This is a genomic window from Faecalibacterium langellae (assembly GCF_002549775.1).
In the GTDB taxonomy this organism is placed as follows: domain Bacteria; phylum Bacillota; class Clostridia; order Oscillospirales; family Ruminococcaceae; genus Faecalibacterium; species Faecalibacterium langellae.
In genome coordinates this window covers 169,170-186,225 of sequence record NZ_NMTR01000004.1, presented here as the reverse complement: position 1 = coordinate 186,225, position 17,056 = coordinate 169,170, and the positions used below count along the sequence as shown (strand labels likewise).

At 60.1% G+C, this 17,056-nt stretch carries 18 protein-coding genes and 1 riboswitch; of the genes, 3 read left to right on the top strand and 15 right to left on the bottom strand.

From position 1 onward, the window contains the following. Window positions 1–45: 45 nt before the first annotated feature. Together CGS49_RS02275 and CGS49_RS02270 are read right to left on the bottom strand one after the other, a co-directional pair. Window positions 46–1,392 (bottom strand): MATE family efflux transporter, encoded by a 1,347-nt coding sequence (locus CGS49_RS02275; RefSeq protein WP_097800310.1) that lies wholly within the window; start codon window positions 1,390–1,392, stop codon window positions 46–48. After that, complete coding sequence (locus CGS49_RS02270) at window positions 1,389–1,736, bottom strand: ArsR/SmtB family transcription factor (protein ID WP_097800309.1); 348 nt, start codon at window positions 1,734–1,736, stop codon at window positions 1,389–1,391. Before CGS49_RS02270 ends, CGS49_RS02275 begins: the two co-directional genes overlap by 4 nt. Before the next feature lie 183 nt (window positions 1,737–1,919). Between CGS49_RS02270 and CGS49_RS02265 the strand changes: the two genes are divergently transcribed. Then, complete coding sequence (locus CGS49_RS02265) at window positions 1,920–3,137, top strand: M20 metallopeptidase family protein (protein ID WP_097800308.1); 1,218 nt, start codon at window positions 1,920–1,922, stop codon at window positions 3,135–3,137. A 67-nt stretch (window positions 3,138–3,204) separates the two neighbouring features. On the opposite strand, the gene CGS49_RS02260 is transcribed toward CGS49_RS02265, so the two are convergent. From CGS49_RS02260 to CGS49_RS02235, 6 genes are all read right to left on the bottom strand, one after another. Beyond that, window positions 3,205–3,801, bottom strand: a complete 597-nt coding sequence (locus tag CGS49_RS02260; RefSeq protein ID WP_179859004.1) for a TetR/AcrR family transcriptional regulator — start codon at window positions 3,799–3,801, stop codon at window positions 3,205–3,207. Window positions 3,802–3,858: 57 nt separating this feature from the next. After that, the gene (locus CGS49_RS02255) at window positions 3,859–5,091 is read right to left on the bottom strand and encodes an FMN-binding protein (protein ID WP_097800306.1); all 1,233 of its coding nucleotides are present in this window, start codon (window positions 5,089–5,091) and stop codon (window positions 3,859–3,861) included. Between the two features lie 157 nt (window positions 5,092–5,248). Further along, entirely contained in the window at window positions 5,249–6,178 is a 930-nt protein-coding gene (locus CGS49_RS02250; protein ID WP_242975324.1) for a competence/damage-inducible protein A, read from the bottom strand. 21 nt (window positions 6,179–6,199) lie between these two features. Then, window positions 6,200–7,522, bottom strand: a complete 1,323-nt coding sequence (locus CGS49_RS02245) for a competence/damage-inducible protein A (RefSeq protein WP_097800305.1) — start codon at window positions 7,520–7,522, stop codon at window positions 6,200–6,202. Between the two features lie 7 nt (window positions 7,523–7,529). Continuing rightward, on the bottom strand, window positions 7,530–8,729 hold the full coding sequence (gene thiI / locus CGS49_RS02240) for a tRNA uracil 4-sulfurtransferase ThiI (RefSeq protein ID WP_097800304.1): 1,200 nt from the start codon (window positions 8,727–8,729) through the stop codon (window positions 7,530–7,532). A gap of 13 nt (window positions 8,730–8,742) precedes the next feature. Further along, a complete protein-coding gene (locus CGS49_RS02235; RefSeq protein ID WP_097800303.1) occupies window positions 8,743–9,894 on the bottom strand; it encodes a cysteine desulfurase family protein in 1,152 nt (383 codons plus the stop codon). 132 nt (window positions 9,895–10,026) lie between these two features. Further along, a riboswitch (ZMP/ZTP riboswitch) is annotated at window positions 10,027–10,112 on the top strand. A gap of 48 nt (window positions 10,113–10,160) precedes the next feature. On the opposite strand from CGS49_RS02235, the gene CGS49_RS02230 reads away from it, so the two are divergent. Beyond that, window positions 10,161–11,822 carry a formate--tetrahydrofolate ligase gene (locus tag CGS49_RS02230; RefSeq protein ID WP_179859003.1) on the top strand — a complete coding sequence of 554 codons (1,662 nt, stop codon included), beginning with the start codon at window positions 10,161–10,163 and terminating at the stop codon, window positions 11,820–11,822. 44 nt (window positions 11,823–11,866) lie between these two features. Here the strand turns inward: CGS49_RS02230 and CGS49_RS02225 are convergent, their stop codons facing one another. Continuing rightward, window positions 11,867–12,766 (bottom strand): GDSL-type esterase/lipase family protein, encoded by a 900-nt coding sequence (locus tag CGS49_RS02225; RefSeq protein WP_097800301.1) that lies wholly within the window; start codon window positions 12,764–12,766, stop codon window positions 11,867–11,869. A gap of 220 nt (window positions 12,767–12,986) precedes the next feature. On the opposite strand from CGS49_RS02225, the gene CGS49_RS02220 reads away from it, so the two are divergent. Then, the gene (locus CGS49_RS02220; RefSeq protein ID WP_097800300.1) at window positions 12,987–13,265 is read left to right on the top strand and encodes a hypothetical protein; all 279 of its coding nucleotides are present in this window, start codon (window positions 12,987–12,989) and stop codon (window positions 13,263–13,265) included. A 62-nt stretch (window positions 13,266–13,327) separates the two neighbouring features. Here the strand turns inward: CGS49_RS02220 and CGS49_RS02215 are convergent, their stop codons facing one another. The 6 genes from CGS49_RS02215 to rpsU all read right to left on the bottom strand — a co-directional run bounded on the left by CGS49_RS02215 (window position 13,328) and on the right by rpsU (window position 16,843). After that, window positions 13,328–13,912: a CD1247 N-terminal domain-containing protein gene (locus tag CGS49_RS02215; RefSeq protein ID WP_097800299.1), complete on the bottom strand. Its 585-nt coding sequence runs from the start codon at window positions 13,910–13,912 to the stop codon at window positions 13,328–13,330. 85 nt (window positions 13,913–13,997) lie between these two features. Continuing rightward, complete coding sequence (gene efp, locus CGS49_RS02210) at window positions 13,998–14,555, bottom strand: elongation factor P (RefSeq protein ID WP_015563681.1); 558 nt, start codon at window positions 14,553–14,555, stop codon at window positions 13,998–14,000. A 284-nt stretch (window positions 14,556–14,839) separates the two neighbouring features. Continuing rightward, window positions 14,840–15,709: a TIM barrel protein gene (locus CGS49_RS02205; protein ID WP_097800298.1), complete on the bottom strand. Its 870-nt coding sequence runs from the start codon at window positions 15,707–15,709 to the stop codon at window positions 14,840–14,842. Beyond that, entirely contained in the window at window positions 15,706–16,209 is a 504-nt protein-coding gene (locus CGS49_RS02200) for a YqeG family HAD IIIA-type phosphatase (protein ID WP_097800297.1), read from the bottom strand. Before CGS49_RS02200 ends, CGS49_RS02205 begins: the two co-directional genes overlap by 4 nt. An 18-nt stretch (window positions 16,210–16,227) precedes the next feature. Then, entirely contained in the window at window positions 16,228–16,545 is a 318-nt protein-coding gene (locus CGS49_RS02195; RefSeq protein WP_143405792.1) for a hypothetical protein, read from the bottom strand. 121 nt (window positions 16,546–16,666) lie between these two features. Continuing rightward, window positions 16,667–16,843 carry a 30S ribosomal protein S21 gene (gene rpsU / locus CGS49_RS02190; protein WP_005928271.1) on the bottom strand — a complete coding sequence of 59 codons (177 nt, stop codon included), beginning with the start codon at window positions 16,841–16,843 and terminating at the stop codon, window positions 16,667–16,669. Window positions 16,844–17,056: the final 213 nt, after the last annotated feature.

Below are 17,056 nucleotides of genomic sequence, written 5' to 3'. Positions count from 1 at the left end.
GGACAAAAACAGTCCATTCCGGGGGCTTTGTGTATGAAAGAGCAGTCAGAGAGCAAGGCTCTGGGTACGCCATGCTCCGGTGCGGTATTGCGCAAAGGAAATGCAGAAGTTCGCAAGCCAGCCGATGGGCACGGCGTACCAGACAACGGCTACACCCCAGATCGGAGCACCGAACCAGGAGAGAAGCACCCGGATGGCCAGGTTGACAAGGTTGGCAATGGTGAACATCCGGACGTCACCGGCACCCCGCAGGACTCCGTCCACGGCCATTTTGAACCCGATCAGACAGAAGAAAAAGCCGATGAACCGCAGATAGCTTTCGCCGGTGGCAACCGTCTGGGCCGAGGGAGCCTGGTCCAGGAACAGAGCGATGATGGGAGAGTGGAACAGTTCCAGCACCGCACAGAGGAAAACAGCGATCAGAAGGACCATCCGGTTTGCATCCCGGTAGCCCTGGGTGACGCGGTCAGCCCTGCCAGCTCCAAGGTTCTGTGCAGTGTAGGAGGAAAGGGCATTGCCAATGGCGGACATGGGAACGACACAGAGGGATTCGATCCGCATGGCGGCAGAAAAACCGGCAAGGACCTGGGTGCCGAAGCCGTTAACCACCGATTGGACCAGCAGCATTCCAATGGAGACCGTGGATTGCTGTAAGATGGAGGGCAGTGCGATCCGGGCCATGGCCAAAAGCTCTTTCTGACGGAACAGCCCGTCGGAAGCACCCTCATACTGACGGAGCTCCCGGCAAAATACAAGGAACGACAGGACCGCTGCGATGCCCTGAGCAAGGAACGTGGCGTAAGCAGCGCCAAGAACACCGGCCCCCTGCACCGCCACAAGGTACCAGTCCAGCGCAACATTCAGCAGCGAAGAAAAAATCAGAAAGTAAAGCGGGATGCGGGATTTTCCCAATGCGTTGAACAGGGCAGAGAGAATATTATACATGAACAGGAACGGCAGACCATAAAAGTAGACATTCAGATAGCGCACGGCGATCTCCAATGCATCCGCCGGGGTGTTCAGTGCAGCCATGATCTGGCGGCTGAACAGCAGCCCGACTGCGGAAAGCAGAACGCTGATGCCCAGAAATGTCAGCATCGCAGTGGAAATGGCAGAACGCATCTGTCCGTAGCGTCTGGCCCCGAAATGGTGGCTGATGATCACGGAGGCTCCGATGCCGCCGCCAATGGCAACACAGATGAAGATCGTGGTCAGAGAATAGGAGGCTCCCACAGCGGCCAATGCCGTCTCGCCGTTGTAATGGCCGACAATGGCGGAATCTACAATGGTATAGGCCTGCTGGAACAGGTTGCCTGCAATCATAGGGGCACAGAAGCGGATCAGAGCCCGCAGGGGGTTTTCGGTGATCAGATAGTCATTGGAAATGCTCATGCCTTTTTCCCTGCCTTTCTCCGGCTGCAGGTCCCGGCAAATTCGCAGGCACAGTTTTCCAGGCGGCTCTGCGGCACCTGGCAGGCCGAAAGCAAGGGGGCGACGGCGCGCACCGCCTGTTCCAGCCGTGTGCGGTCCACACGGTAATGCATCTGGTAGTCCAGGCGTTCTCCGGTGACAAGGCCGCAGTCTTTCAGCACCTGAAGCTGCTGCGAGACGGCAGGTTCGCTGATGCCAAGCTTTGCGGCCAGAGCCTTGACACAGTAATGATATTCCAGCAAAAGGGTCAAAAGCTGATACCGCGTTGGGGCAGTGATCAAATGGAGCAATTCAAGATCGGTCATAGTGCACCTCGCAATTAAGCAAACAGTTAATTAAGAATTTTCTTAATTATAGTGAGAAGCCGAAAACTTGTCAAGAGGAAAGACACGGCCCGTAAAAAAGATTGCAAATGAAACTGTCTGCAGGTATAATAACATCAGAAAAACTTTTCTGTGAAAAACATTTTGATGGGAGTTGATTTTGGAATGATCGCACCGGAAAAACTGCTGGAAACGGCAAGAACACTGGAGCCCCGGCTGGTGGAGTGGCGGCGCACCCTGCACCGTCACCCCGAAGTGGGCTTTGACCTGCCCGAGACAAAGGCACTGGTCAAAAAGGCCCTGACTGAGATGGGCTACACCCCGCAGGACTGCGGCAAGTGCGGCGTGCTGGCCCTGGCGGGCGGCAAGAAGCCCGGCAAGGTGATTTTGCTGCGCGGCGACATGGACGCTTTGCCCATTCAGGAAGAATCCGGCGAGGAATTTGCTTCCGAGGTGCCGGGCAGGATGCACGGCTGCGGCCACGACATGCACACGGCCATGATGCTGGGTGCAGCCAAGCTGCTGAAAGAGCACGAGGACGAGATCGAGGGCACCGTGAAGCTGGAATTCCAGCCCGCCGAGGAGATTTTCCAGGGCTCGCTGGACATGCTGAAAAACGGCCTGCTGGAAAACCCAAAGGTGGACGCCGCCGTCATGTTCCACGTTCTGGCCGGGCTGCCTCTGCCGGTGGGCACCGTGCTGGTGCCGGGCGGCGGCATCACCATGGCAAGCTGTGAGCAGTACCACATCACCGTCCACGGCAAGGGCGGCCACGGCTCCATGCCCAACAACTGCATCGACCCCATCACCGCAGCGGCTCACATCCACATTGCCCTGCAGGAGATCAACAGCCGTGAGCTGGACCCCGCGAAGTTCGGCGTGTTCACCACGGGCCGGTTCGAGGCAGGCAAAGCGTCCAACGTCATCCCGGACTCTGCTGACATGTGGGGCACCATCCGCACGGTGGACCCCGAGGGTGCCGTGAGCGAACAGATCCATCAGCGCATGACCGAGATCGCGCAGGGCGTGGCGGCGGCCTACCGCTGCACCGCCGAGGTGGAGTTCAGCGACCACTGCCCCTGCATGGTGGTGGATACACCGCTGGCGAAAGATTCCCTCACCTATATGACCGAACTGCTGGGCCGCGGTGCCATGGATATGACCCCCATCACCGGCGGCAAACCCGGCGGCGGCAGCGAGGACTTCGCCTTCGTCAGCCACGAGGTGCCCACCGTGAGCATGTTTATCTCGGCCGGCGACGCCAACAAGGGCTATATCTACGGCCAGCACCACCCGAAGGTGCGCTTTGACGACAGCGTGCTCTACGAAGGTGCAGCGGCCTACGCCTATATGGGCCTGCGGTGGCTGAAAGATCACCGGTAATTTTTTTAAAAAGACAGCAAGACCCCGGAAGGTTCAAGTGTCCTCCGGGGTCTTGCTTTTTTTGTGTTCACTTTACGGCGAGTGCTTCCAGTTCTGCACAGCCTTCTTCGGTCAGATAAGGCCGCAGCAACAGCCATTGCATCCGCATCATGTCATCCACAGCTGCGTCGGCGGCCTGACGGCTGACCGACACCCGCTGCTGCCAGCCCACATGGCTGAACATGATCAGGTCGATCACATCCTGCAGGGTCTGGCCGTCCAGTTCTGGCCGGAACCGCTCCTGCTGCCGCAGCTGCGTGAAAAGCCGTTCCAGGTTCTGCTGCAGCCGGTGGATGCGGGCCGCATTCTCCTGCTGCTGGCCGGGCAGGTCTTCAAACAGCAGCGGGTCATCAAACATACGGGCGTGATCCACCAGCGAGATGAGCATGCGGCGCAGATAGCCGTCCAATGCCGCCAAGGTCGCGTCCTCCGGCAGGATGATGGTTTTCAGCTCCTGCTCTGCAAGGGCCGTGGCGATATCCTGCTTGTGCGGGAAATGATAGGTCAGGTTGCCCACACTGATGCCCAACTGGGCTGCAATGGCCCGCATGGATACGCTGCGGTAGCCCTGCTGCTCGAACAGCTGTGCTGCTGCCGTTAAAATTCTGCCTTTCGTGTCTTCCATGTTGTTCTCCCCTTTGCACCAGTATACCATAACCCGGCCAAAAGGGAAGCATCATTCTCAGACAGCTTTTTCGTACTCGCCGTTCTGGATGCGGTCGTACAGGGTCTTGAGCATATCCAGATAAGTGCAGCCCTCGGCGATGGTGGCACCGGAAACAGCATCGGCTGTCTGCCAGTAACCGTCGGCGTTCTGGGTCAGGCCGCCGTCTGCGTAGTAATCATAGCTGAAGTTGGTCTGCTCGGCAAACTCCTTCAGCAGCTGCATGTTGCCGGGGAAGGTGATGGGGCTGGACCAGAAAGCGGTGCCGTGGCCGTCGCCTTCCTTATACTGCATGCTGTAGGTGGCCGCCACATTGGCAGCATCGGCAGAAGAAGCGGCTTCGTCGCTGGTCAACAGGTAGCAGTCCTTGCCGTCAGTGGCGTCGAGGTACCACTGGCCGCCCTCCTCGGTGGCGCAGTAGTCGAACAGGGTGGTCTCGGTGCCGTCGATGACAGCAGAGTAAACGATCGCATGCTCGCAGTTGGCGGTGCTGCCCTCGGTGCCGGTCCAGACGATATCGCCGATCTGGATGTACTTGGCGTAGTTGGTCTCCACAGCCTCACTATACTCGGTGGCCGGTGCGCTGAAGGGGATCACGGCGTCGCCCAGCTTTGCCAGCACGTCTGCGTCCTCCACGCAGGCCCAGCCGCTGGTGCTGCCGGTGTCTTCCCAGGGAGTCAGTGCTTCCTTGAAGCGGATGGCATAGCAGGTGTCGGTGTCCTCGTCCCAGTACAGGGTAGCCTTGATGACGGCGTCCTGTGCAGAATCCGGGCTCTTGGTGTACAGGCCGTAGGTGGATGCCATCACGATGTTGCTGCCTGCCGGGATCTCCACAGGTTCAGCACCGGTGGGCCACTCGGTGGTAGACTCGGCGTTTTCTTCATAGGGGTTTGCTTCTGGGTCCAGCGCATTCAGCACAGCGGCCTTGCAGCCGTTGGTGGTGTAGGTGGCACCGGAAACGCCGTCGATCTCGGTGCCGTTGGCGGCCACGATCTGCTCAGCAAGGGTGCTCAGTGCAGCGCCGCCAACGCTCTCGGTCTCGTCCGGGGCGTCAAAGCTGACGGCGGTGATGGTGTCGCCCTCCATGGTAACGGTGGCGGTGATGACGCCGCCAAAGCCGTCACCCTTGCCGGTGAGGGTGGTGCCTGCGGCAGAAGATGCAGTGGTGGACGTGCTGGATGCAGAGCCGCCGCAGGCTGCAAGGCTGAGTGCCAGGCTGCCCGCGAGGATCAGGGATACTGCTCGTTTCATAACTTCTTTTCTCCTTGCGATTATCCATTGATTCTTTTTAATTTTAGTACAATGTACTAGAACGGATAAAATTATAACAATCTTTGCTGCATTTTGCAAGCCCCTTTTGCAAAAAAATCCCGCACAGGCGGCAAACCTGTACGGGATGGTATGGGATTCAAATCAGTTTTGCCCCGGAATGCGGCAGGCTGTCAGCCCCAAGGCTTTGCAGCTTCTGCGGCAGAGCGGTCAGGTCGCCGCCGGTGTAGTACCATGCCGCGGCGGCTCCTGCCAGCACCAGAAGGAGCAGGAGAAGCAAGAGCCTGCGCAGCAAATGCCGCTCGCGAGGCGGCTTGGCCGGGGCAGCTTCCGACACGTCCGGCAGGCCATGTGCAATAAGAAACTCCGGCGGGATGGCGTTGCCATACTTCTGCCAGCTTGTCCCTGCCGCCTGCGGCAGACCGCACGCGGCCCGGCGCAGCATGTCCAGCAGCCAGAGGGCCGGGGTGTCGGTGTCCGCCACGGTGCGCACCCAGCAGCCCCGGCGGCTGCCCACAAACAGCACGGTGTCCTCCGCGCGCTCCACGCACCCGGCAGCAAGGTCGGTGCCCACCAGCCGCAGCACGGCCTGCACCCGGGCAAGGGCCATGGCGGCAGGCCCGCCCTTCACCCGGCGGGTCTTTGCGTCCAGCTTTGCGCGAATTTTCTCATCCGCGTAGCTCATGGCACCAAAGTCGAACACCTTTTCCGCCACAGCCACGGTCTCCAGCCGCGTTTCCAGCAGGGCCCCGGCGGCAGCGTCCGCGCAGACCAGCAGCTTTTTGTGAGCTTCCAGCGCCTGCACAGTGGCAGCAGCAAGGGTGGTCTCCCCTTCTCCGTACAGCTGGGCGGCAAACTGCCGCTGCAGGGCTTTCCGGGCTTTTTCCAGCTGGGCGGGCGTCTCGGCCTGCAATGCCAGAAGCGTTTCCGCGCCCCGGCTGCGGCACCGCACCGCCGTACCTTCGGCGGCAAAGGCCTGCGCTGCCTGCCGGACCGCCGCCGCCGGCATACCGAACAGCCGCAGCACGCAGGCCGTCTGTGTTTTTTCTTCGTGTGTCAAATGCTTCACCCCCGCGGCCCGGGGCCGCATTTAGTCTGCCTTGAGGAAGAATGCATCCAGTGCCATCAGCGCGGTGTCATCGTGCTGCGCACTCTTTGCCAGCGCCTGCGTCCCGGCGGGCACCTTGCCCTGTGCCAGCCGCAGTGCCAGCTCCAGCGCCGCCTGTGCCGCACGGGCACGCACCATGGCGCGGTCCGGGCGGGAGACGAACAGCTTTTTCACATAGACGGTATCGCCGCGCGCCGCGCCCAGATACACGGTGCCCACAGGCCGGACGGCGTCGCCGCCGGTGGGGCCTGCCACGCCGGTGACGCTGACGGCAATGTCTGCACCTGCCGTCTCGGCAGCGCCCAGTGCCATCTGCGCCGCCACCGGGGCGGACACAACGTTATATTTGGCGATGACGGCGGGGTCCACGCCCACCATCTTTGCCTTGGCCTGCTCCCAGTAGGTGACAAAGCCGAAGCCGAACACCTCACTGGAACCGGACACACTGGTGAGCCGCTGAGCGATGAGGCCGCCGGTGCAGCTTTCTGCCGTGGCGAGGGTGAGGCCCCTTGCCTGCAGCGTATGGATGACCGTTTCTTCCAGACCGGCCACATCCTCATCATACACCGCGTCGCCCAGCAGATCATAGAACTTTGTGGCATAGGCGCGGCACATTTTTTCGGCTTCTGTGTCGGTTTCTGCCCGGGCAGTGATGCGGATCTCACACTCGCCGGTCTTGCAGTAAATGGCGGCGGTAGGGTTTGCGTTTTCCAGCAGATGCCGCACGCGGTATTCCAGATCGCTCTCGCCGCCCAGCACCCGCAGGGTGACCGAGTGCAGGGTGCAGTTCTGGCGGGCCATCAGCAGCGGGCGGACGCTCTCCTCCCACATGGCCTTCATTTCGTGGGGCACGCCGGGCATCAGCACGGCACAGTGGCCGTCCTGCTCGAACCATGCGCCGGGGGCGGTGCCGTGGTTGTTGATGACCTTGTGGCCGTGCACCGGAACCATGGCCTGCTTGCGGTTGTTGGGCGTGGTCTCGCGGTGGGTGCGGGTGAAGAAAGCGACGATCTTCTCCCACTCCACGGGGTCGAATTCCAGCGTGTCGCCGTAGCAGGCAGCCACCGTCTCCTTGGTCAGGTCATCCGCCGTGGGGCCAAGGCCGCCGGTGAACACTAACAAATCGCACCGCTGCTTGGCTTCGTTGACAAAATCGGCCAGGCGGCCGTGGTTGTCGCCGATGGTGTTCTCCCGCTGGACCGTGATGCCCAGCGCCGCCAGTTCGCGGCTCAGATACTGGGCGTTGGTGTTGAGAATATTGCCGAGCAGCAGCTCGGTGCCCACACTGATAATTTCTGCCGTCATGGACAAATCACCCCTCAAACTCTACCTGATCGGTGATACGGATGCGGATGCGCTCGGCGTTTTCGGCGGCTTCGGCTTCCAGCGCGGCAAGGCCGGGCATGGCGGCTTCGGCTTCCAGAATTTCGGCAAGCTCCGGGCGGATCTTCGGGTGCGGGGGTGTAAAGATGGTGCAGCAGTCCTCGTAGGGCAGGATGCTGGTCTCGAAGGTGTTGATGTGGCGGGCCGTCTCCACGATCTCGGTCTTGTCCATGCCGATGAGCGGGCGCAGGATGGGCAGGTCCTGTGCGGCGTCGGTGCACTGCAGGGCCTTGACGGTCTGGCTGGCCACCTGGGCCAGACTCTCGCCGGTGATGAGGGCTTCGCAGCCCTGCTTCTTGGCAATGACATTGGCGATGCGCATCATGCTGCGGCGCATCAGCACGGTGAACAGCACATCCGGCGCATTGTCGCGGATATACTCCTGCGGCTTAGTATAAGGCACCACGAACAGGTTGGAGCTGCCGGTGTAGATGCTGGTGAGCTGGGCCAGTGCCTTCACCTTGAGCTTTGCACGCTCGGAGGTGTACGGCGGGGAGGCAAAGTGGATGTGGTCCAGTGCCAGGCCGCGCTTTGCCATGCGGTAGGCCGCCACCGGGCTGTCGATGCCGCCGGAGAGCATGTTCAGCGCACGGCCGCTGGTGCCCACGGGCAGGCCGCCCTCGCCGGGCACCTTGGGGCCGTGGATGTAGGCACCGTAATCGCGAATCTCCACGATGACCTTGAAGTCAGGGTTGTGCACATCCACCTTGAGGTAGTTGTGCTTGCCCAGCAGATAAGCGCCCAACTCCCGCATCAGCTCCGGGCTGGTCATGGGGTAGGTCTTATCAGAGCGGCGGGCTTCCACCTTGAAGGTGCGGATGCCGTGCAGGCTGGCACCGAGGTAGTCCTCGGCGGTCTGGCAGATGGTATCGAAGTCCTTGTCGCAGACCACAGCGCGGCTGAGGGCGGCCAGGCCGAACACCTTGCTCACCCGGTCGAAGGCGAGATCCATATCCACGTCTTCTTCCTCGGGTTCCATGTAGAAGGTGGACTGGGTGCAGTACACCTTGAACTTGCCCACGGTCTTGAGCCGGTAGCGCAGAATCTTCATCATAGCCGACTCGAACTGGTTGCGGTTGAGGCCCTTCAGGGACATTTCGCCCTGATAGCCCATAATGATCTCATGCATAGATTTTCTCCAATTATTTTTTGATTCTCTGTAAATGTTTCATACCGTCTTCAAAGCGGTTGAGGAAGGCGTCCACGTCCTCCGAGGTGTTGTCGCCGCAGAAGGAAACGCGGATGGCTGTGTCGATGGACAGCGGGTCTTTGCCCATGGCCGCCAGCGTGTGGCTGGGCTGGCCGCGGCCGCAGGCACTGGCCGAGGAAACATAGATCTGTGCTTCCGCCAGCCATGCCAGCATGGTCTCGCTCTTGATGCAGTTCTCGCTGAAGTTCAGCACCTCCGGCACCGCATTCGCCGGGCTGTTGATGACGACCTCCGGGAAGGCTTTCAGCCCATCCCGCAGGCGCTGGTTCAGCGCACGCATGGCGGTGTCGCGGCTGTGCATCGTTTTGGCAAGGCGGGTAGCTGCGGCGGCAAGGCCCATAGCATAGGGCAGATTTTCCGTGCCCGGGCGCAGGCCGCGCTCCTGCTCGCCGCCGAGGTATGGCGGTTGGAAGGCCTGCACCAGCCGGTCGGACAGGTACAGCGCACCGATGCCCTTGGGCGCGTGGATCTTGTGGCCGCTCACCGCGAGAGTGTCGATGTTGTCCAGCTTGATGGGCACCCGCATCCAGGCCTGCACGGCGTCCACATGCACGATTGTGCGGCTGTTGCGGCGCTTGACCTCGGCGGCAAGGCGCTCGACCTCGCTGCGAGTGCCCACCTCGTTGTTCACCATCATGCAGGCCACGAGGATGGTGTTTTTGTCCACATGGTCCAGCATTTCGTTGATATCCAGCGTGCCGTCGGCGCGGGGCTTGACCACCGTCACGTTGTAGCCCTCGGCGGCAAGGCGCTCCAACGGGCGCTGGACGCTGGGGTGCTCGAAGCCGGACACCACGATACCCTTGCCAAAGGTGCGGGTGCGGGCCGCGCCCAGCAGGGCAAGGTTGTTGCTCTCGCTGCCGCAGGAGGTGAAGTACAGCTCCTTTGCCTTGCAGCCCAGGGTGCGGGCCACGGCGGCGCGGGCGGCGTTCAGCGCTTCCTCACTGCGGGCACCGGGACCGTACAGGCTGGAAGGGTTGGCCCAGTGTTCCCGCATGGCCTTGTCGATGACATCTGCCACCTCCGGGGCCACGATGGTGGTGGCGGCGTTGTCCAGATAATGCAATTCAGGGTTTTGCAGCATAAAAGGGATTCCTGCTTTCTGTTTTCATAATAATCCATGATAAGTATACCACAGCCTGCCGTATAACGCAAAAGATTTGGTGCTGTTTTTCCTTGACAAACACCCCGCCGGTGTGCTATCTTTACAGCAGAGAGACCGCGTTTCTGCTGACGGAACCTTGTGGAGCACCACAGTGCGGATGCGCGGGAGAGTCAATGCCGACCGTCTGGGCAGCCTTGCGCAATTGCTGCGCAAAGCTGCCTTTTTGTTTAACAGGAGGGTACAGGATGAAAACCGATATCGAGATCGCACAGGAAGCCAAAATGAAGCCCATCACGGAGATTGCCGCTCAGCTGGGCCTTGCCGATGAGGACGTGATCCCCTACGGCCGCTACAAGGCCAAGATCAACCACCGCCTGATCCACAACGCGAAAAAGCAGGGCAAGCTGATCCTTGTCACCGCCATCAGCCCCACCCCGGCGGGCGAGGGCAAGACCACCACCAGCGTGGGCCTTGCCGATGCCATGAACGCTCTGGGCAAAAAGACCATGCTCTGCCTGCGTGAGCCCAGCCTTGGCCCCGTGTTCGGCATCAAGGGCGGTGCTGCCGGCGGCGGCTACGCCCAGGTGGTGCCTATGGAGGACATCAACCTGCACTTTACCGGGGACCTCCACGCCATTGGCACCGCCAACAACCTGCTGGCTGCCATGATCGACAACAGCATCCAGCAGGGCAATCCGCTGAACATTGATCCCCGCCGCATCACATGGAAGCGCTGCATGGACATGAACGACCGCCAGCTGCGGTTCATCGTGGACGGTCTGGGCGGAAAGGTGAACGGCACCCCCCGCGAGGACGGCTTTGACATCACCGTTGCCAGCGAGATCATGGCGATCTTCTGCCTGGCCACCAGCATCTCTGACCTGAAAGAGCGCCTTTCCAAGATCGTGTGCGCCTATACCTACGACGGCAAGCCCGTCACGGCCGGTGAGATCGGCGCGGCCGGTGCCATGACCGCCCTGCTGAAGGACGCACTGGACCCGAACCTTGTCCAGACGCTGGAAAACAACCCCGCCATCATTCACGGCGGCCCCTTTGCCAACATTGCCCACGGCTGCAACAGCGTGCTGGCCACCAAGCTCAGCCTTTCTCTGGCCGACTACACCATCACCGAGGCAGGCTTCGGTGCCGACCTGGGTGCCGAGAAGTTCCTGGACATCAAGTGCCGCTATGCAGGCATTGCACCCAGTGCCTGCGTGCTGGTGGCCACCGTGCGCGCCCTCAAGAGCCACGGCGGCGTGGCCAAGGCTGACCTGAACCAGCCCAACCTCGAGGCCGTCAAGGCCGGTGCCTCCAACCTCATCCGCCACATCGACAACCTGAAGAACGGCTTCGGCCTGCCGGTGGTGGTCGCCATCAATGCCTTCCCCACCGACACCGCCGAGGAGCAGGCCTATGTCGAGCAGGTGTGCGCCGAGCAGGGCGTGCCCTGCGTGCTGAGCGAGGTGTTCGCCAAGGGCGGCGAGGGCGGCAAGGCGCTGGCCGAGAAGGTGCTGGAGATCATGGAGGACCGCCCCATCCAGTACACCTACCCGCTGGAGATGCCGCTGAAGGACAAAATCAACGCCATTGCCGCCAAAATTTACCGTGCTGACGGCGTGAACTACAGCGCTGCCGCCAGCAAGACGCTGGCCGAGCTGACCGAGATGGGCTACGGCAATCTGCCCGTGTGCATCGCCAAGACCCAGTACAGCTTCAGCGACAACGCAAAGCTCACCGGTGCCCCCACCGGCTTCACCATGGAGGTGCGCGAAGTGCGTCTGGCTGCCGGTGCCGGTTTCGTGGTGGTCATCTGCGGCAATATCATGACCATGCCGGGCCTGCCCAAGAAGCCCGCTGCTGTGGGCATTGATGTGGACGCCGACGGCAAGATCACTGGCCTGTTCTAAGATAAAAAATAAGAGGTTCGTCCGCGGACGAACCTCTTATTTTTTTATTCTGCTGTGTGGCTGCACAGGTAGTCCACCCAGGCGGTGTATCCGGCAGGCTTCAGGTGGTAGCCGTCCGGCTGGGCGTATTCCTCTTTCAGGTCACCGTTCTCGTCGGCCAGCGCCTCCCACAGGTTGAGGTAATAGCAGCCCTTATCCAGCGCGATGGCTGCCAGCTCGTCGTTGATGCGGCACAGCCGTTCCTTGTTCAAGCCTTCGTGGTTCTCCTTGCTGCTCACCTCCGGCCGCACCGGCGTGATGGACTGCACATAGATTTTTGCGTTCGGGATGGTCTGGGCCAGCATATCCAGCATCAGCCGGTAATAGGTCAGGAAGCTGGTGTAATCCGTGTCGCGGCCCAGCACGTTCGTGCCCAGCAGAACATAGATAGCCCGGGGCTGCTGGGCGGTGAGCGCTTCCAGCGGCACCTCGGTCTCCCCATCTGCCCGGCGGCAGGTGGCCCCGTTCACGATGACGTTGGGCCCCACGCCCTTGTAGGCGCAGAACATGGCATTCGGCAGGCCTTCGTCGTAGAGCTGCATGCCCTGGGTCAGGCTGTCGCCCACGAAGGTCACGTCATTGAACCAGCTTTTTTCCACCGCAGTGTTTTCCGGCAGGGCCGCCATGCGGAAGTCCAGCGCCGTGCCGGACCCGCCGGAGCGGGTCTGAATGCTGAGCTGCCGCGCCGGAGCATAGCCCACCGTGTTCCAGGTGTTATCCTGCGTCACCGGCTGCAGGATGGCGTTCTGCACCACACCCGAGGGCCGCTGCTCCCGGTGCAGCCGCTTCCACAGCAGTCCGATGGCCCCCAGCATGATGAGCAGCAGCAGCAGCCCCGCTGCCATGAACCGCCTGCGCCAGCGCCGGTGCAGCACTCTGCGCCGATATTCCTGATAATCCGCCATCCGTTTCTCCTCGCTTTCCCGTGCCGGACACCCCGGCTTTCTTTTTATAGTATATCATATCTGCCCGGGCGGGCAAGAGGCAAAACCGCTTTCTTTGCGCAGCGTCCCGCACAATTTGCACGAAATGCACAGCTTTTCCCGCACAAAGCCCGCAAATACTTGCATCTTCTGCTGCAAATGTGATATACTGAACTGAATCAAAAATAGGGAGGCTTTCACGATGGCATTTACTCCGAAACTGACTTACAAGGGCAAGCCCCTCGTCCGCAAGGACAATGAACTGTACTACGGCCGGATGTCCGACCCTTATGTGCTTCATCTGCAGATCCTGACCACGACTTCCGTGGGCGAGCAGCAGGTGGCCGATAAAGTCCAGCTGATGCTGATCTCCACGGCGGACACTTCCAAAGTGATGCGTCAGAGCACGAAGCGCGGTCTGTTCAACGCGCTGGACATCGGCAGCATGTGGCTGCAGGACGCCAACGAGGCACAGCACTGAATCTGATAGCAAAAAAGCTGCTGCACAGCAAAGTGCAGCAGCTTTTTGTTTGTTCCAGGTGCTTATTCCTCAGTCACTTCAAAGTCCAGAGCCTTGCCGCAGTTGGGGCACTTGGGTGCACCGTCCAGCAGCTCGTCTTCCTCAAAGACCGAAGTGGTGCCGCAGTCCGGGCAGGTCACTTCGTACTGCACGGGGCCGTCCTCGGCAGCTTCCTCGTCGTCGCCCTCCAGGGCCACTTCAAAGGTCACGCCGCAGTGGGCACAGTTGGCTTCCCCTGCGTCCAGATCGTCCTCGCTGACGTAAACGGTCTCGCCGCAGTTGGGGCAAGCCACCTCATAGAACGGCTCGCTGGCGATGTCGTCATCGTTTGCGTCGTCGTCTTCGGCATCCTCATCCTCTGTGTCGGAGTCGTCCTCGTCGTCCTCCTCCTCGTACAGATCTGCTTCCAGATCCTCCAGCTCATCGCTCAGGTCGTTGATCTGGTCGTAGGCGCGGGAAAGATCTTCGTCCACACTCTCGATGGCCTCAGCCATTTCACCCAGCAGTGCGCTCATGGCCTTGATGATCTTGCCCTCTTTGGTGGTATCATCAATGCCCAGACCATCCACAAGACCCTGCAGATAAGCTGCCTTTTTGTTCAGTTCCATACGAATGCCCTCCTTGTTATTTTAAAGCGGGATTGCAAAAAACCGGGCAAACGGTCGTCCGCTGCCCGGTTTACGTTCTGAAAAATTAGACGCGCTCCATATACTCGCCGGTGCGGGTATCGATGCGGATGTGGTCGCCCTCGTTGATGAACAGGGGCACACGGATCTCAGCACCGGTCTCGACGGTAGCGGGCTTCAGGGTGTTGGTGGCGGTGTTGCCCTTGACACCCGGCTCGGTCTGGGTGACTTCCAGCTCGATGAAGTTGGGGATCTCAACGCTGAAGACCTTGCCCTTGTAGCTCAGCAGCTTGCACAGCTCGTTCTCCTTGCAGAACTTGAAGTTATCGGGCACATCGCTTGCGTTGACGGGGATGTCATCGTAAGTCTCATTGTCCATGAAGTGGTACAGATCGCCATCCTCATAGCTGTAGGTCACGTCCTTGCGCTCGATGAAAGCCTGCGGGAACTTAGCGGTGGGGTTGTAGCTGGTCTCGACCACAGAACCGGTGATGACGTTCTTGGTCTTGGTGCGCACGAAGGCAGCGCCCTTGCCGGGCTTGACGTGCTGGAACTCGACGACCTGAAGAACCTGGCCGTCCTGCTCAAAGGTCACGCCATTGCGAAACTCGCCTGCAGAAATCATAGGAATTCCTCCATAAATTTAATCTCAGATGCTTAACGCATATCTCTATTTATTTTACCCAATCCGCTTGCATTTGGCAAGGGGTTTCGGCAAAAAAGACGATAAAAACACAAAATTATTTACAAATCGCACAGAACCACGCACATTCCCAATAGCATCCTCGCCCTCTCAGGCTCGTTTCACTCGCCAGCTCTCCCAAAGGGAGAGCCAAGAACGTAATGGTCGGGCTCTTGCCTCTCCCCTTGGGAGAGGTGTCACCGAAGGTGACGGAGAGGGCGAGCCATTTAATCTCTTTGTGCTGCTTCCCGATACATTCTCTGCATCGCACAGGCGTCTTCCGCCTGCGTGCCGGCACTCTCGCAGATGATGACAGGCTGCAGCTTTCGCTCGGCCAGCAGCTCCATCAGCGGCTGCGGCTCCGGGCCGAACTGAGTCTCGGCAAAGGTCCAGTGCCGCTTTTCGCCGCCCGCAGAATACTCGATGCGGGAGAAATGCACATGGAACCGCTGGGCCCGCTCGTCGCCCAAAGCCTCGCCCATACGGTCGAGGATGGCGGCATAGTCGGCTTTGCCCTGGATGCCGCCCAGCGTGCGGGCGTTCAGGTGGCCGAAGTCGATGCAGGGGGTGATGCGCTTGTCCACCGCACACAGGGCCAGCACCTCGTCCAGCGTGCCCAGCTGGCCGATCTTGCCCATGGTCTCCGGGCAGAGGGTCATGTCCGCAAAACCGGCTGCGTCCAGCGCTTCCACGGCCCGGCGCATGGTGTCCAGCGCCTTTTCCAGGGCGGCTTCCCGACTCTGCCTGCCGCAGCTGCCGGAGTGGAAGATGATGCGCCTGCCGCCCAGTGCCTTGCACACTGCTGCGCTCTGCAGCAGGTACTGGATGCTGTTGAGCCGCTTGTCTTCCTCAAGGCTGGACATACTGATATAATACGGTGCGTGCACGCTGAACAGGATATCCTTCGGCTGGGCCAGCGCGGCCATCTTGGCCGCCTTGTCCAGCCCCAGGCGCACCCCGCGCCCGCACTGGTACTCAAAGGCGTCAAGGCCCATTTGAGCGGTGTACTCCGGCACGTCAAGGCTGGTCTTGTAGCCTTGGGCGGCAAAGCTGTCGCTGGTGCCGGCGGTGCCGAACCGAATTTTCCACTCACTCACAGGGTCTTCCCTCCCCGGTCATAATACTGCTGCCAGTGGCGCTTTTCCCATTTGCGCTTGAGGATGACCTGCGCACCGAGGTCCGGGCCCCGGGGCACCACCATCAGGCCCGGGATGCCATAAAGCGCTGCGGCCATCCGGTCGGCATAGAGCTGGTCGCCCACCATGGCCATCTGACTGTGCTTCACGCCCATGCGGCGCTGGGCCACCATCAGCGCAAAGGGCAGGGGCTTGGCCGCCCGGTACAGGTAGGCAAGGCCCAGCTTCTGGGCAAAAGGGCGCACCCGCTTTTCGGCCCCGTTGGACACGATGGTGAGCTTTACACCCGCGCTGCGCATGGTGTCCAGCCACCCGGCCACCTCCTCCGGCAGCTCCTGGCTGCGGTCGGCCGTGAGGGTGTTGTCGATATCCAGTACCAGCGCGGTGATGCCCTTTGCCGCCAGCCATTCCGGCGTGATGTGGGTGACATCCTTGAAAACATATTCGGGGGTAATCAGCATGACAGCTCCTTTTTCTTCTCAATCGAACATGCATCCTAGGTTCGTCTCTGCAGGAGAAAGCCATTCAATGTCATATTCCTCCCGGAGAATCTCCTTCTTACAGGACCAGAACCAATGACAATAGCCCATATGTCCGCCTTCACCGATTTTTGCCCTTACTTTTGCATCTACTTCTGCTTCAATTTCCGGTGTCAGAACTCGTGGATTCTCCCGCGCCTTTTTCAGCAGCTTTTCTTGTCTTTCTATGCATTGGGCTAGCCAATCTTCGTTTTTTCTACGATTCTCATCGTCACTTCCAGCATCAACTATGCAAACTGTCTTATCCATATCACTCATGCTTTCACCTAATTTATTTTGCTTATCAATGAAAATAGGGGAGCCTGCAAATACAGGCTCCCCTACATCGGCGTTAGCAACGCGTTTGAAATCTAAAGCAACAGCGATTTCAAGCAGTTAATTACTTGAACTTGCGCTTGCGGGCTGCTTCGGACTTCTTCTTGCGCTTGACAGACGGCTTCTCGTAAGCCTCGCGCTTACGGACCTCTGCGAGCACACCGCTGCGAGCAGTGCTGCGCTTGAAGCGACGCAGTGCGCTTTCCAGCGACTCGCCCTCTTTAACACGAATTTCCGACATCTTATTCCCTCCCTTGGACCGTGAGGCAGGAATTTCGTTGTTACATGGTAACTAACAGTAGACAGTATAGCGCATTTTCTCTGGTTCGTCAACCTTTTTTTAAAAGTTTTTTGCCCAAAACTTTTAAATTATTTTGAACAGACGTTCCCGGGTGTTCTGTGCGCCGGTCCGCCTCTGCGGGTAGTTGTATATCCAGCCTTGCGGCGGGGTATC